The 14,494-nt window shown below is 72.4% G+C and carries 14 protein-coding genes; 7 read left to right on the top strand and 7 right to left on the bottom strand.

Annotated features, from left to right (window positions below; all coding sequences use genetic code 11):
* Window positions 1-70 precede the first annotated feature (70 nt).
* Window positions 71-655 (top strand): type III secretion system chaperone family protein, encoded by a 585-nt coding sequence (locus ACTFTM_RS25980; protein WP_355052276.1) that lies wholly within the window; start codon window positions 71-73, stop codon window positions 653-655.
* Between the two features lie 34 nt (window positions 656-689).
* Here the strand turns inward: ACTFTM_RS25980 and ACTFTM_RS25975 are convergent, their stop codons facing one another.
* The 3 genes from ACTFTM_RS25975 to ACTFTM_RS25965 all read right to left on the bottom strand — a co-directional run bounded on the left by ACTFTM_RS25975 (window position 690) and on the right by ACTFTM_RS25965 (window position 3,846).
* Window positions 690-1,118 carry a globin gene (locus ACTFTM_RS25975; RefSeq protein ID WP_449563038.1) on the bottom strand — a complete coding sequence of 143 codons (429 nt, stop codon included), beginning with the start codon at window positions 1,116-1,118 and terminating at the stop codon, window positions 690-692.
* A gap of 69 nt (window positions 1,119-1,187) precedes the next feature.
* Entirely contained in the window at window positions 1,188-2,552 is a 1,365-nt protein-coding gene (locus ACTFTM_RS25970; RefSeq protein WP_449563037.1) for an MFS transporter, read from the bottom strand.
* Between the two features lie 235 nt (window positions 2,553-2,787).
* Window positions 2,788-3,846: a mechanosensitive ion channel family protein gene (locus ACTFTM_RS25965; protein ID WP_449566730.1), complete on the bottom strand. Its 1,059-nt coding sequence runs from the start codon at window positions 3,844-3,846 to the stop codon at window positions 2,788-2,790.
* 267 nt (window positions 3,847-4,113) lie between these two features.
* On the opposite strand from ACTFTM_RS25965, the gene ACTFTM_RS25960 reads away from it, so the two are divergent.
* Window positions 4,114-4,650 (top strand): HNH endonuclease, encoded by a 537-nt coding sequence (locus ACTFTM_RS25960; protein WP_074313833.1) that lies wholly within the window; start codon window positions 4,114-4,116, stop codon window positions 4,648-4,650.
* 76 nt (window positions 4,651-4,726) lie between these two features.
* Here the strand turns inward: ACTFTM_RS25960 and ACTFTM_RS25955 are convergent, their stop codons facing one another.
* Window positions 4,727-6,313: a DUF6194 family protein gene (locus ACTFTM_RS25955; RefSeq protein WP_449563036.1), complete on the bottom strand. Its 1,587-nt coding sequence runs from the start codon at window positions 6,311-6,313 to the stop codon at window positions 4,727-4,729.
* A gap of 54 nt (window positions 6,314-6,367) precedes the next feature.
* Here ACTFTM_RS25955 and ACTFTM_RS25950 point away from each other — a divergent pair, with 54 nt between their 5' ends.
* Complete coding sequence (locus ACTFTM_RS25950) at window positions 6,368-7,147, top strand: TioE family transcriptional regulator (protein WP_449563035.1); 780 nt, start codon at window positions 6,368-6,370, stop codon at window positions 7,145-7,147.
* On the opposite strand, the gene ACTFTM_RS25945 is transcribed toward ACTFTM_RS25950, so the two are convergent.
* The 3 genes from ACTFTM_RS25945 to ACTFTM_RS25935 all read right to left on the bottom strand — a co-directional run bounded on the left by ACTFTM_RS25945 (window position 7,093) and on the right by ACTFTM_RS25935 (window position 9,308).
* Window positions 7,093-7,869: a class F sortase gene (locus ACTFTM_RS25945; protein WP_449566729.1), complete on the bottom strand. Its 777-nt coding sequence runs from the start codon at window positions 7,867-7,869 to the stop codon at window positions 7,093-7,095. The genes ACTFTM_RS25950 and ACTFTM_RS25945 overlap by 55 nt on opposite strands.
* A gap of 102 nt (window positions 7,870-7,971) precedes the next feature.
* On the bottom strand, window positions 7,972-8,493 hold the full coding sequence (locus ACTFTM_RS25940; RefSeq protein WP_449563034.1) for a hypothetical protein: 522 nt from the start codon (window positions 8,491-8,493) through the stop codon (window positions 7,972-7,974).
* Window positions 8,494-8,870: 377 nt separating this feature from the next.
* Window positions 8,871-9,308, bottom strand: coding sequence for an Lrp/AsnC family transcriptional regulator (locus ACTFTM_RS25935; RefSeq protein ID WP_435207185.1), 438 nt, complete (start codon window positions 9,306-9,308; stop codon window positions 8,871-8,873).
* Between the two features lie 146 nt (window positions 9,309-9,454).
* On the opposite strand from ACTFTM_RS25935, the gene ACTFTM_RS25930 reads away from it, so the two are divergent.
* Genes ACTFTM_RS25930 through ACTFTM_RS25915 form a run of 4 tightly spaced genes read left to right on the top strand, consistent with a single transcriptional unit; the run spans window position 9,455 to window position 14,491 of the window.
* Window positions 9,455-10,357, top strand: coding sequence for a tryptophan 2,3-dioxygenase (locus ACTFTM_RS25930; protein ID WP_449563033.1), 903 nt, complete (start codon window positions 9,455-9,457; stop codon window positions 10,355-10,357).
* Window positions 10,358-10,371: 14 nt separating this feature from the next.
* Window positions 10,372-11,652, top strand: coding sequence for a kynureninase (gene kynU, locus ACTFTM_RS25925; RefSeq protein ID WP_449563032.1), 1,281 nt, complete (start codon window positions 10,372-10,374; stop codon window positions 11,650-11,652).
* Window positions 11,649-12,986: an FAD-dependent oxidoreductase gene (locus ACTFTM_RS25920; RefSeq protein ID WP_449563031.1), complete on the top strand. Its 1,338-nt coding sequence runs from the start codon at window positions 11,649-11,651 to the stop codon at window positions 12,984-12,986. The genes kynU and ACTFTM_RS25920 overlap by 4 nt, the downstream gene beginning before the upstream one ends.
* Before the next feature lie 23 nt (window positions 12,987-13,009).
* Window positions 13,010-14,491 (top strand): 2-hydroxymuconic semialdehyde dehydrogenase, encoded by a 1,482-nt coding sequence (locus tag ACTFTM_RS25915; protein ID WP_449566728.1) that lies wholly within the window; start codon window positions 13,010-13,012, stop codon window positions 14,489-14,491.
* The last annotated feature ends 3 nt before the right edge of the window (window positions 14,492-14,494 follow it).

Here is a 14,494-nt window from a genome sequence, read left to right as displayed (position 1 = left end):
GTACCGTCCATCCTCGGATCCAACGCACCGTAGGCGGCTGGATCCGCTGGGGAGTGAGGTGCGACGAGCGATGCCGTGGTGGTCATGGCGCCCCGGTCCCGCCGACGGCGGTGATCCGGAAACCCGAAGCGGGATCACAGTGGAGAGCGCGGTCCGGGTCGGGCCGCCGAGTCCTCGCCAGCCGGGAGACGACTGCCCGGGCAGCGACCGACCGGTGCTGGCCGAGATGGCGGCCACCATCGAGCCGGTGAGCCTGCGCCGGGTCTGCGACGCACTCGATCTACTCGACGTGCGTTACCTGGCCGACGGCGACGGCAACCTGCTGGCCATGTGGGAGCGCCACGCCGTGCTGGTGACCCTCGAGGGTCCGGAGGACGAGATCCTGGTGATGCGGGCCCGCCCGCACGCCACGGTTCCGCCGGACTGGGCCGACCGGGCCTACCGGGTGGTCAACGAGTGGAACCACACCCGCCGCTTCTGCAAGGCGTACATCGGCGATCCGACCGAGCGCGGGCAGCTGCCGATCTACGCGGAGTTGCAGGTGCCCCTCGGCGCCGGCACGCACGACGCGCTGCTGGTCGAGATGCTCGACTGTGGCGCGGCCGTGGCGACCAGCTTCGTGGACTGGCTGCACGACGAGGGCGCGCTGCTCTGAGACGGGCCGCGGCCCGGCCGCCCGGTGCGCGCCGTCAGGCGCGCTCGGCCGGGTCCTCCATGGCGTTGACCATGAAGTACGCGGCCCGCTCCAGGTAGTCCCAGAGGGCGACGGCGAGCTGCGGTTCCAGCTCGAGACGGTCCACCGCCTGGCGCATGTGCCGCAGCCAGGCGTCCCGCTCGGCCGCGCCGATCCGGAACGGGGCGTGCCGCATCCGCAGCCGCGGGTGACCGCGCTGCGCGGAGTACGTGTTCGGCCCACCCCAGTACTGCATCAGGAAGAGGGTCAACCGGTCGGCCGCCGGGCCCAGGTCCTCCTCCGGGTACATGGGTCGCAGCAGCGGATCGCTGGCGACGCCGACGTAGAACTCGTCCACCAGCCTGCGGAAGGTGGGTTCGCCGCCGACCGCTTCGAAGAGCGTCATCGACGCGTCGGGACGGTCGGATTCACCTGCGGGGTTCACCGTTCCATCCTGCCAGGTGCGTCGGCCGTGGACCCGCCCCGGAGGCCGTGCGTCGGCTCACGCCGTGGATCACGTGACCGCGTGCCGGCGATGACCGCCGGCTGTGCCGGGATCGACGAGCCCCGTCGTCCCGTTGACGGCGACGTCGCCCGCGATGTTGGCCGCCGTGGCCGCCGCCAACGTCTCGTCCACCGTCTGCCGGTCCGGCCAGCGCAGGGCGGCGACAGCCATCAGCAGCACCCCGGCGGCGCTCCAGAGGCCGACCACCACCGGGATGGGGAACCGTTCGGCGAGCAACCCGGTGGCCAGCACGGCGATCCCCTGGATGACCTGCACACCGGTGGCCATCACACCGAACGCGCGAGCCCGGAACTCCTTCGGTAACGCCTGGACGAACAGCCCGTTGGCCATCGGGAGCATGCCGGCGACAGCGAACCCGCACAGCGCGGCCAGCAGCGCCACCACCAGCGGTGGCGGATCGAACAGGGCCGGCACCAGCACCAGCGGGGCGAGCACCGCGAGCGGGCGCATCAGGGCCCGCCGGCGGGCGGGACCGAACAACCGGCTCACCAACAGCCCGCCGAGGATGAAGCCCACCGGACTGGCGACCATGATCACCGCCTGTGCCGTGCCGGCCGCCACGTCGCTCCTGGCGTCCTTGTTCGCCCAGGCGGCGGCCAGCCCCTCCGGGACGATCGAGAAGAGCATCACGCTGAACACCAGCACCGCGATGGCCCGCAACACCGGCGTACGGAAGACGATCCCGAAGCCCTCGGCGGTCTCCCGCAGCAGGTGGCTGCGGTGGGCGGTCGTCATGCTGGCCGGGCGGTCCCGGACGCCCAGGCGCAGCAGCAGCGCCGAGAGGCCGAAGGTGGCGGCGTTGAACAGCAGCGCGGCCGTCGGGTCGATCGAGGCGATGGCCGCGCCGAACAGATAGCCGACGACCTGCGCGGCCTGCCCGATGCTGCTGTTCAACGACAAGCCGACCACCAGCCGGTCGCCGGTGAGGATCTGCGCCATCAGCGCGGACTTCGCCGCCTGGCTGGGCGGGTTGGCGAGCGTGGCGGTGAAGAGGAGCACCAGCACCACCGGGACCGGCAGACCGGGAAGTGCGATGAGCACCATCAGCGCCATCCGGACGACGTCACACGCCACCATCACCCGCCGGTACGGGTGCCGCTCGGCCAGCGCGGCGAGCAGCGGACCGCCGAGCAGCCACGGCAGGTAGCTCACCGCGAACGCGGCGGCGGAGAGCGCGACGGACCCGGTCTGCTGGTAGACGAGGAGGGTCACGGCGGCCTTGGCGACGTAGTCACCGATCCAGGACAGCGACCCGGCCGTGAAGACAGCCCGGAACTCACGTTGGGCAAACACTTCGCGAAAAGTGGCCGGACCTTCCACGGAAGGTCGCTCGTCGGGCACCGTCGCCTCCATCGGCCCCCGGATACGGCTGCTTGTGGCCGCCGGGCCGGGAACACTCGTCAGATCTGCGGATCAGCGAGGATGTGACCGCGCTCCAGCGGGAACGCGTGCTTCGGGATTCTGCCCGATCGTCTGACAACTAGCTAGGGCGAACGGATCGTTCGTCGCATCCCCGACTGAACGAACGGACGATACTCCAAGGGCCGGGTGGACCGCGACCCCTGTATTCCCGGCCAGTGTCACCGGGTCAGGTGGCGCCACCCTGACCGGTCTCACCCTCCGACAGGGACCGGCTCGGCACACCGGGATAGATGCGGGCGGCGGCGATCTGCGCGGTGATACCCGAGTTCTCCAACGCCTCGGCCAGCCTGCGCCGCAGCTCCCGACCCACGGCGAACTGGCCGTCGGCGGTCGTCTTGACCACCGTACGGATCACGGCGCCGTCCACAGTCACCTGCTCGACGCCCAGCACCTCCGGCGCCTCCACGATCTCCGGCGACAGTTCCGGGTCCACCGCGACCGAGGCGGCGGCCGTACGCAGCACCGCGTTGGCCTCCTCCGTGCCGCTGAAGCCGATCGGCAGGTCCACCACCACCAGCGCCCAACCCTGGCTCTTGTTGCCCACCCGGATGATCTCGCCGTTGCGGATGTACCAGAGCACGCCACGTCCGTCCCGGACCGTGGTGACGCGGAGCCCGACCGACTCCACGACGCCCGTCGCCTCGCCGAGGTCGACGTTGTCACCCACGCCGTACTGGTCCTCGATGAGCATGAACAGTCCGGCGATCAGGTCCTTGACCAGGCTCTGCGCGCCGAAGCCCAGCGCGACGCCGGCGATGCCGGCGCTGGCCAGCAGCGGCGCCAGGTCGAAGCTGAACTCGCGCAGGATCATCAGCAGCGCGATCCCGAAGACGAACGCCGTGGTCATGCTGCGCAGCACCGAACCGATCGCCTCGGCCCGCTGCCGCCGCCGCTCCGGCACGAACTCGGCCGGGTCGACCGCGGCCGTGGGCACCCGCTCGCGCAGCGGGCGCAGCATCGTCGGCACCGCGCCGTCGGTGGTCGTACGGACCAGCCGGTTGATCGTGCGGTGCAGCGCCCAGCGGGCCACCATCGCCAGCACGATGATCAGCACCACCCGTAGCGGCTTGAGCAGGATCCAGTAGCTGCCCTCGGCGAACCACGCCGAGTGGGTGATCCGGTAGATCCACTCGCAGGAGGTGCTGCCCTGACAGTTCACCGATACGACGTCGGGCAGGGCAAGGGGCGTCACGCTGGCGGCACTCACCCTGTCTTCGTACCGCAACACCTCGGACCCGCCGCCGCCGACCCACCAGCCGGGTGAGATGCGTCGGAGCGCCGGGTCGGACCGGGGCGAACCGGCCATCGTGACAGGTGGGGAAAAGAGCTTCACATCCGACCCCGGATTAGTACGTGCAATCCGGGGTCCGATCAGGGACTATTGGCGCAACGGACGTCGGTGATCGAACGGGCGTCGACGGTGGGGGCCCTCGTGCCCGACTCCGGTCGGCGGCAGGTTCGTAGCAGCCGCTGAACCGGGAGGGTGAGCGCGATGCCTGACATACGACCCACGGTGGGCTCCGGCGCGCTGGTTCTCAACGCCACCTACGAGCCCCTGTGTGTCGTGTCGGTGCGTCGCGCCGCGATCCTCGTCCTCTCGGCCAAGGCCGTCTGCGTCGCCGACGGCGACGGCATCCTGCACAGCGCCCGGGACGCGCTGCCGGTGCCGTCGGTCGTGCGGCTGACCCGCTTCGTCCGGGTGCCCTACCGGACCCACGTCGGGCTGTCCCGCCGTGCGATCTTCGCCCGGGACGGTTGGCGGTGCGCCTACTGCCGGGGGCCGGCCGAGACCATCGACCATGTCTTCCCGCGCAGCCGGGGTGGCCGGCACGCCTGGGAGAACGTGGTCGCCGCGTGTGCGCGGTGCAACCACACCAAGGGCGACAAGACCCCGGCCGAGCTGGGCTGGCGGCTGCACGCCCTGCCGGCCGCGCCGAAGGGCACCGCATGGCGGGTTCTCGGGCACCGCGCCCCGGACCCGCGCTGGGCCGACTGGCTCGACCTGCGCGAGCCCGAAGCGGCAGCCTGACCCGTACCCGTGCGGGTCCGGCTGCACCCGCGGGCCACGCGGCCCGGGACGGCCGTCCGGGGGCCGGCGGTCGGGCTCAGTCCTGCTGGTCGGCGGCCCGACGCGTCGCGCGCTCGTGCCGGTCGACCGCCCGCCGGTGCGCGATCGCGAGGAGCCGGTCGACCTCGGGCAGCATCTGCGGACCCGGCATCACGATGCTGGCGAAGCCGTACAGCGCGTAGCCCGGGTGCGGCGTGAGAGTGTCCAGCCGGGCGTAGTCGAAGTCGTCCCGGTGCTCCTCGAAGGCCCCGGGCGCGAAGCCGAACGCCTTTTCGAACTCGGCCCGGCCCAGCTCCAGGTTGAGGCGGAAGACGCCGGGGCGGTCGAGCTGCCCGGCCTCGTCGAAGCCGGGCACGTCGTGCTCGACGATGGTGGCGAACGGTTGGCGGCGATCCGGCCCGACGTGGAAGAACCGGTCACCCCACGCGGCCTCGGGGGACCCGTTCTCCTCGCTCGCCACGACCTGCTCGACGCCGGGCAGCGCGCCGATCCGCTCGGCCAGCACGGCCGCGTCGACGCCGGTGGGGATGTGCAGCACCGCGTCGGCGTTCTCGACGGCCGCCTGGTCCAGCGGGAAGTAGCGGTAGTCGTGCTCGCGGCGTTCGGCCGGCGCGATGTCGGCCGTCGGGACGTACCCGGGAAGGTCGCCCCGCTGCTGGAGCCGACCCTCGTAGGTCGGCGCGGCGGGCGCGTCGATGCCGAGCGCGGGACTCGCGCCGAGGGTGCCGACGACCACCGCGTACCGCTCGCCGAGCAGCGCCCCGACGATCGCGCCGGCGCCGGCCCACGACACCGTCGCGCCACCGATCGTCATGGCGCTCGGATGGCGTTGCAGGTGTGTGTTGTGGGCGAAGACCAGCGTCGGTCCCCGGTCGGCCTCGACGGCCCGGATCGCGAGCAGGTTCTCGGCCATCAGCGCGTCCCGGACCCCGGCCAGGCGCGGGAAGCGCTCCTGGGGCGCGAGGTCGGACGCGGCCGCGGCGTGGTACCGCAGCAACGCGACCGCGGACGTGGCGTGGACGTGCGCCTCCTGCCATCCGGCGGACCGGCGGTGGGCCTGAAGAAACAGCTCGGTCAGCAGGTCGTCGGCCAGAACCCGCAGCCGCTGGGCATCCGTCGAGCGTCCGACCGATCGACCCGGCTCCCACACGGCGGCCGTGTCGCTCCACCGGGCCTCGTCCCCGACCAGCTCGTCGATCTCCGCCGACCGGTCCAGGCCCAGAAAGTCGCACACGAGCGTCAGGTGCCGGCGGGGGCTCGGGGCGCCCTCGATCTCCAGCGGCGCGTCGAAACCGTGGAACCGCAGGCGCTGCCCGGCAGGCCGACCGGCGTTCCACTCCCGCATCCGCAGCAGCAGGTCACGGTTGGCCGGGGCGGCGCCGAAGCCGTGACTGAACCCCTCGGCGAGCGCGCGGTCGAGCGGCACGTCCCCGCCCCGCACGAACTCGTCGGCGAGCAGCCCGGCGGCCCGGTCGCTCTCCAGGGCGATGGAGCGGTAGCCGTGCTCGGCCAGCATCAGGAAGGCGTCGTTGCGGATCTGGAGGAAGGCGGACTCACCATGCGTCGGCTCGCCGAGCGCGAGCAGGGTCGGTGAGCCGGCGAGCAGGTCGAGAAGAGTGGTCATTGCATCGACCGTATCGTTGAACCACCGGTTGAGACTTCAGAGCGAGGGAGCACGGTGGTCACCCCAAAACCCTCAAACCCGGGGGTACGCCGGCCGGTCGACCTCGCCCGGCGACACGGGCTGTCGGCGCAGGCCGTCCGCAACTACGAACGCGACGGCGTGCTGCCGCCGGCCGAGCGCGCCCCCACCGGGTACCGCCGGTTCACCGAGGTGCACGCCCGGGCGCTGGACGCGTACCTCGCCCTCGTCGCGGGCCACGGTCACGCGGCCGGCGGCGACATCATGCGCGCCGTCAACCGGGGCGAGATCGACACGGCGTTGCGGGCGATCGACCACGGCCACGGACTGCTACGACGCGACCGGGAGACCCTGGACGCGGTCGAGGCGGCGGTCACCACCCTCACCGCTTCGAAGCCGGCGCCGCAGACGCGGCGGGCCGTGCCGATCAGTGTGCTCGCGCACCGGCTCGGCGTACGACCGGCGACGCTGCGCAAGTGGGAGGCGGCCGGGATCCTGCGACCGGAGCGCGATCGGGTCACCCGCCACCGCGTCTACACGCCCGACGACGTCCGGGACGCCGAACTCGCCCACCTGCTGCGCCGGGGCGGCTACCGGCTGGGCCACATCGCCGACGTGCTGCGTCGGGTGCGGGACGCCGGCGGCGCCGAACCCCTTGCCGCGTCGCTCGCCCAGTGGCGGGGACGCCTCACCGAGCGCGGCCGGGCCATGCTCACCGGGGCCGCCCGGCTCGCCGCCTACCTCGACGGCGGCGCGGGAGATCACCCGCCACGGGCCTTGACCAGCGAGGCGAAGACCACCAGGTTGTCCGAGTAGCCGGTCTCACCACCCACCCACCGGCCACCACAGGTGATCAGCCGCAGGCTGGGACGGCTGAAGTCGCCGTACACCTCGTCCACCGGGAGCCGTTCCTTGTCGAACCGCTCCACCGAGTCCACCTCGAAGACCGCCACCCGGCCGTCGGCGCGGGTGATGTCGACCTGGTCGCCGGAGCGCAGTTCCCGTAGCCGGTGGAAGACAGCCGGCCCGGTGGTGGTGTCCACGTGCCCGACGATCACCGCCGGCCCGTACTGACCCGGGGTGGGACCCTGGTCGTACCAGCCGGCCTCCTGAGCGCGGGCCACGTCGGGCACGGCGATGGTGCCGTCCGGGGCGATGCCCACGTCGTGCAGCGGCGCGCGCAGGTCGATCGTGTCGATGGCGAGGGCGGTCGGTGGGCTGGCCGGCAGCACCGGGAACTTCTTCGGCGGCGGCCGGAGGCCCGCGCTGATCCGGTCCGGCAGCAGACTCACCCCGGTCACCTGCTCCAGTCCGAGCATCGCCACGATCAACACCATCAGCGAGGCGATGATCAGGATCGGCGCTCCCGGCCGGTTACCGTCGAACCGACGCCGGGCCAGCGGCGGCCCACCCTGGCCTCGGGGCGGCAGCGGTCGTGCGTCCGGGTCGGTGGTGGCGACGCTGGCGCAGACCGCCTGCCCGGCGACCCGCCGTAGCCGCCCGGAGAGGCGGGCCACCAGGCGTCCCGAGGCGCGCAGCGTCCGCGCGGCCTGGACGCGGGCACGGCGGTCCGACCGCGTGGAGCGGGCAGGATGATCCGACCGCGCACGCGCGGATCTGCGGGTCATGGTGGGTCCGGGTCAGGAGCCGGCTCCGGGCCGACGCCGGCCGCCCGCCATGCCGAGCGCCACCGCGGCGGCCACCAGGGCCACGCCGCCGAGGACGAGGACCGAGCCGGTGCCCCGACCGCCGGCGGTGCCGCCGCCCCCGGTCGCCGGCCCCTTGCTGGGCGAGGCCATGTTGAGCACGGTCAGCATCGTCTGGGCCGTCTGGTTGTTCTGGCAGCGCAGGTCGACCTGGTAGTCACCGGGCTCCTTGTTGCCCGGAACGGTGACCTCACCCTTGAGGAAGCCGTTGTCCGGCCTGAGCATCACGTGTCCGAACGCGTCGGAGTGCACGTTGGCCTGCCGGTCGTTGTTGTTGTCGCAGCTCGCCCGGATCGTCACCCGGCCGCCCGCCGGAACGCTGTTCGGTGTCACCTCGACGAAGGTGTTCTCACCGGCGCGGGCCGGCGCCACCGACAGCAGGACGAACGCCCCGATGAGCCCGACCAGCGTCAGAGCGGACGAGAGCGCGCGGTTGATCGTGCGAAGACCCTGCATGATTTCCCCCCAACCGGCGACAACCGCCGGAACCCTCCCCTGGGCACGCGGCTGCTTTCCCCGTCCCGCAAAGGCAAACCCCGCCCCGCCCGCCCCGCACCTCTCCGCGCCCCGCCCCCGCCCCCTGCCCCCCTCCCGCGTCGATCATGGAGTTGTGGTGCCCCGCAAAAGGTGCATCTCATCGCCATCTACCCACCACGACTCCATGATCGACCGCGAGCCCTGCCTGGGCTCCCGCAATCTTGCACTTTCTGCGGCGGCATACCGGGCACTCTTCGCGTATCGGCGACAGGAAGTGCAAGATCGGCGCGCGGGAGGGGAGGGGTGAGGGAGGGGAGGGGGAGGGAGGGGAGGGGGGAGGGCGCGGGTGGGGTGGGTTAGGGGTGGGGGGTTATGGGGTGCCAGGGGAGGGGGGAGGACAGGACCATGGTGCTCGACGGCTGGCCGTACGGGGCCAGGCGGTCGATGACCGCCTCGAAGTCCCCGATCGAGCCGGCGGCCACCTTGAGCATGCTGCACGCGTCACCGGTGATCCGATGGATCTCCAGGATCTCCGGCCAGTCGGACACCTCCGGGTCGTGCAGGATGCAGCGGGCCCCGTAACAGGACATCCGGATCAGGGCGACCACCGTACGGCCGGCCCGGGTCAGGTCGACGTGGGCGTGGTACCCGGTGATCACACCGGTCTCCTCGAGCCGGCGGACCCGCTCGGCGACGGCCGGCGGGGACAGGTGCACCCGGCGGGACAACTCGCTGAACGAGAGCCGGGCGTCGGCCTGCAACTCGCGCAGCAGCGCCCAGTCCATGTCGTCCACGCTCGAACCTTACTTTCGTGAACCGGATTCGCCCAGCTGCCTTCTGTTCGTCAGGTCAGGACGGCAAGTCCCGTTGATCCGGCATTCCATACGCCGATCCCGCCGCGAGATCATGACGTCGGCAGTCCGGGGAAGGGAGACGTCTGGTGGAATCGACGGAGCGGCGGGCCTCGAACCGCGTCGCCACGGTGCGACCGGTGACCCCGCGACAACGGGCGGCCCGCGCCGCCCGCAACGGTGGCGAGCCGACCCTCGAGTTCGCCGACCTGGTGCCGTACGACGCGTACGTGCGGGCCAGCGCGCTGCACCAGTTGCAGCAACCCCTCAGCGACGACCCCGGTGAGATGTCGTTCCTCATGGTCAGTCAGATCATGGAGCTGTACTTCGGGCTGACCTGCCACGAGCTGCGCGAGACCCAGCGCCTCCTGCGTGCCGACCGGATCTGGGACGCGTTGGCTCCGCTGCGCCGCGCCACGCTGCACCTGGAGGGGCTCAACGCCGCCTGGCAGGGCCTGCGCTGGATGACCCCGGCCGACTTCAACCGGTTCCGCAACCTGCTCGGTGAGGGCAGCGGCTTCCAGTCCGCCATGTACCGGCATCTCGAGTTCCTGCTCGGGCTGCGCGATCCGGCGCTGATCCGTCCGTTCCGCCGGCAGACCGAGGTGCACGCCGCACTCACGGCCGCGCTGGCCGCCCCGAGCCTCTGGGACGACGTCGTCGCGCTGCTGGCCCGGCGTGGCTTCGACATCCCCGCCGATCTGCTGGGCCGGGACGTGGCGGTCGAGCACGATCCGCAACCGGAGGTCGAGGCCGCCTGGGTACGGATCTACGCCGACAGCGGCCCCGACAATCATCTGCGGCTGCTGGGCGAGGCGCTCAGCGGTGTCGCCGAGGAGTTCGGCGACTGGCGCTGGAACCACGTCAAGGCGGTGCAGCGGACGATGGGCGCCAAGGTCGGCAGCGGCGGCTCGGCCGGCCTGGCGTGGCTGCAACGGAGCATGGCCCGGGTGGTCTTCCCGGAGCTGTGGTCGGCCCGCACCGCGATGTGACCGGAGAGCGAGACATGCACATTCCTGTTGACGAGGCGCACCGCCTCGACGAGGCCGACCCGGGTCACCGGCACCTCTTCCACGTGCCACCCGCCGACGGTGGCGACCACGCCGAGTCGGCGTACCTGGCCGGCAACTCGCTCGGTCTGCAACCCCGGGCCACCCGCGACGAACTCCTCGCCGACCTGGACGCCTGGGGGCGGCTCGGCGTCGAGGGGCACCTGGAGGCCGAGCGCGCCTGGCTGCCGTACCACGAGCTGTTGACGGGCCCGGCCGCCCGACTGGTCGGCGCCCGGCCCGCGGAGGCCGTGGTGATGAACTCGCTCACCGTCAACCTGCACCTGCTGATGGTCAGCTTCTACCGCCCGGCCGGCGCGCGCACCCGCATCGTCATCGAGGACAGCGCCTTTCCCTCGGACAGCTACGCGGTGCGCAGTCAGGCCAGGTTCCACGGCCTGGACCCGGACGACACCGTGGTCCGGCTGCGCCCGCGCCCCGGCGAGGACGCGCTGCGCACCGAGGACGTCACCGACTACCTGGCCGCCGAGGGCGACCGGGTGGCGCTGGTGCTGCTCGGCGGCGTCAACTACCTCACCGGTGAGCTGCTGGACATCCCGACGATCACGGCCGCCGGTCGGGCCGCCGGCGCGGTGGTCGGCTGGGACCTGGCGCACGCCGTGGGCAACGTGCCCCTCGCGCTGCACGACTGGGACGTCGACTTCGCGGCCTGGTGCTCCTACAAGTACCTGAACTCCGGTCCCGGAGCGTTGGCCGGCGTCTTCGTGCACGAGCGCCACCTCGGCGATCCCGACCTGCCCCGCTTCGAGGGCTGGTGGAGCACGGCGGCGGCCACCCGGTTCGAGATGACGCCGGTCTCCCGGCCACCGTCCACCGTGGAGGCGTGGCAGATCTCCAACCCGCCGATCTTCGCGATGGGTCCGGTGCGTACCTCGCTGGAGCTGTTCGACGCGGTCGGGATGCCGGCGCTGCGGGCCCGCAGCCTGCGTCTCACCGGCTGGCTGGAGTCGCTGCTCGACGAGGTCACCGCCGACCGGCCGTTGCGGGTGGTCACCCCGCGTGACCCGGCCCGCCGGGGCTGCCAACTCTCGGTCCGCGTCGGCGCCGGCAACGCCGCCGAGCTGACCAAACGCCTACGGTACGAACACGGCGTCATCGCCGACGCCCGGGAGCCGGATGTGGTCCGCTTCGCCCCGGTGCCGCTCTACTCGACGTACCTCGACTGTTGGCGGGCCGCTGCCGCGCTGGAGGCCACGGTGGGACAGGTGAACCCATGACGGCGCGGCGCGACGAGGTCGCGATCATCGGCGCCGGCCTGGCCGGGTGCCTGGCAGCCTGCTACCTGGCCCGGCGGGGCTATCCGGTGGCCCTCTACGAGCGACGGCCGGACCCGCGCGCCGGTACGGCCGAGCGGGGACGTTCGATCAACCTCGCGCTCTCCGAGCGAGGGCTGGACGCGCTGCGGCGGATCGGCCTGGCCGAGCAGGTGATGGCCGACGCGTTGCCGATGCGTGGCCGGATGATCCACCCGGTGGAGGGCGAGCCGCAGTTCCAGTCGTACAGCGCGGCCGGCGACCGGGCGATCAACTCGATCAGCCGGGGCGCGTTGAACAACGCTCTGCTGGACGCCGCGACCGCGCTGCCCGGGGTACGGGTGGTCTTCGACCATCGTCTCGTGGGGCTCGACCCGACCGACGGCTCGCTGAGCTTCGACACCCCGCAGGGACTCCTCGCCGCCAAGGCGTCGGTCGTGCTGGGCGCCGACGGCGCGGGCTCCGCCGTACGCGGGCAGCTCCTGGCGCACGGCTTGCTGCGCGAGAGCGTGGACTTCCTCGACTACGGCTACAAGGAGCTGACGATCCCGCCGCTGGGCGGGGATTTCGCGCTCGACGAGGACGCCCTGCACATCTGGCCACGGGGCACGTCGATGATGATCGCGCTGCCGAACCCGGACCGCTCGTTCACGTGCACGCTGTTCTGGCCCAACGAGGGGGCCGGCAGCTTCGCCGCCCTGGACGACCCGGCCGCGATCAGGGCGCACTTCGCCGAGCAGTACCCGGACGTGATTCCGCTGGCCCCCGCCCTGGTGGACGACTACCAGCACAACCCGGTCGGTGTGCTGGGCACGGTCCGCAGCACGCCCTGGCAGGTCAACGGCACCGTCGGCCTGATCGGTGACGCGGCCCACGCCATCGTGCCGTTCTACGGGCAGGGCGCGAACTGCGCCTTCGAGGACGTCGTCGAGTTGGACCGCTGTCTGGACGAGTGCGGCGACGAGTGGACGGCGGCGCTGCCGCTGTTCCAGCGTCGCCGGCAGGAGAACGCCGAGGCCATCGCGCAGATGGCGTTGACCAACTTCGTGGAGATGCGCGACAAGGTCGCGTCACCGGTCTTCCAGGCGCGTCGGCGGGTGGAGCACGCGCTGGAACGGGCCCTGCCCGGCCGGTACGTTTCGCAGTACGAGCTGGTGTCCTTCTCCACCACCCCGTACGCCGAGGTGCGCCGCCGGGTGCGCCGGCAGCACCGCGTGCTCGGCGCGGTCGCCGGTGGGGCGGCGCTGCTGCTGGCCGGCGCGATCACGGCGGTGCTCAACCGAGGGAGGCGCGCGTGACGAACGTCTGGGACCCGGCGCTGATGACCGGCCGCGCGCCGGCCGGGCCGCCGCTGCTGCGCAACTTCGTGGGCGGCGGGTTCGTCGACGGATCATCGACGTTCACGAAGGTCAGCCCGGTGACCGGGGAGCCGGTCTTCGAGGTGGCCGAGGCGTCGCGGTCCACGGTGGACGACGCGGTCGCCGCCGCCCGCGCGGCCCTGCGCGGCCCGTGGGGCCGGATGGGCGAGCGGGAGCGCGCCGAGGTGCTGCGCCGGGTGGCCGACGAGTTGGAACGCCGCTTCGACGACCTGGTGACCGCCGAGGTCGCCGACACCGGTAAGTCCATCGCCCAGGCCCGTACGCTGGACATCCCGCGTGGCGCGGCGAACTTCCGGGCGTTCGCGGAGATCGTGGCGACCGCGCCCACCGAGTCGTTCACCACTGTCACCCCGACCGGCGGCCGGGCCCTCAACTACGCGGTCCGCAAGCCGGTCGGCGTGGTCGCCGTCATCGTGCCGTGGAACCTGCCGCTGCTGCTGCTCACCTGGAAGGTCGCTCCGGCACTGGCCTGCGGCAACGCCGTGGTGGTCAAGCCCAGCGAGGAGACGCCCGCCTCGGCGACGGTGCTGGCCGAGGTGATGGCCGCCGCCGGCGTACCCGAGGGGGTGTTCAACCTCGTGCACGGGTTCGGTCCGGACTCGGCGGGGGAGTTCCTGACCCGTCATCCCGGCGTGGACGCGATCACCTTCACCGGCGAGTCGGCCACCGGCGGCGCGATCATGCGGGCCGCCGCCGACGGGGTGAAGGCGGTCAGCTTCGAGTTGGGCGGCAAGAACGCCGGCCTGGTCTTCGCCGACGCCGACCTGGACGCGGCGGTCGCCGGCTCGGTGCGGTCCAGCTTCACCAACGGCGGTCAGGTGTGCCTCTGCACCGAACGCATCTACGTGCAGCGGCCGGTCTTCGAGGAGTTCACCGCCCGGCTGGCGAAGCGGGCCGGCGAACTGACGTACGGCTGGCCCACCGACGAGGCGACGGCGACCATGCCGCTCATCTCCCCGCAGCACCGGGCCAAGGTGCTCGGGGCGTACGAGCTGGCCCGGTCCGAGGGGGCCGAGGTGCTGACCGGCGGCGGTACGCCCACCTTCGGCGACGCCCGCGACGGCGGCTCGTACGTGCAGCCGACCGTGCTCGCCGGTCTCGGCGCGGACGCCCGCACCAACCGGGAGGAGATCTTCGGCCCGGTCGTGCACGTCGCGCCGTTCGACACCGAGGACGAGGCGTACGCCCTGGCCAACGGCACCGACTACGGCCTGGCGGCGACGGTGTGGACCCGGGACGTCGGTGTGGCGCACCGGGCCGGGGCGCGGCTGGACGCCGGCATCGTCTGGGTCAACACCTGGTTCCTGCGGGACCTGCGCACCCCGTTCGGCGGGGTGAAGGCGTCCGGCATCGGTCGGGAGGGCGGCGTGCACTCGCTGGACTTCTACTCCGAACTCACAAACGTCTGCGTGGACCTGTCGTGACCG

This window comes from Micromonospora sp. RB23, from assembly GCF_053585025.1.
This window is presented reverse-complemented; position numbering and strand designations above follow the sequence as displayed.

Excerpts from the sequence above, each read along its gene's own strand:
- ACTFTM_RS25980 (WP_355052276.1), top strand. The coding sequence starts at position 71 with ATGCCGTGGTGGTCATGGCGCCCCGGTCCCGCCGACGGCGGTGATCCG.
- ACTFTM_RS25970 (WP_449563037.1), bottom strand. The coding sequence starts at position 2,552 with ATGGAGGCGACGGTGCCCGACGAGCGACCTTCCGTGGAAGGTCCGGCC.
- ACTFTM_RS25960 (WP_074313833.1), top strand. The coding sequence starts at position 4,114 with ATGCCTGACATACGACCCACGGTGGGCTCCGGCGCGCTGGTTCTCAAC.
- ACTFTM_RS25955 (WP_449563036.1), bottom strand. The coding sequence starts at position 6,313 with ATGACCACTCTTCTCGACCTGCTCGCCGGCTCACCGACCCTGCTCGCG.
- ACTFTM_RS25940 (WP_449563034.1), bottom strand. The coding sequence starts at position 8,493 with ATGCAGGGTCTTCGCACGATCAACCGCGCGCTCTCGTCCGCTCTGACG.
- kynU (WP_449563032.1), top strand. The coding sequence starts at position 10,372 with ATGCACATTCCTGTTGACGAGGCGCACCGCCTCGACGAGGCCGACCCG.
- ACTFTM_RS25920 (WP_449563031.1), top strand. The coding sequence starts at position 11,649 with ATGACGGCGCGGCGCGACGAGGTCGCGATCATCGGCGCCGGCCTGGCC.
- ACTFTM_RS25915 (WP_449566728.1), top strand. The coding sequence starts at position 13,010 with ATGACCGGCCGCGCGCCGGCCGGGCCGCCGCTGCTGCGCAACTTCGTG.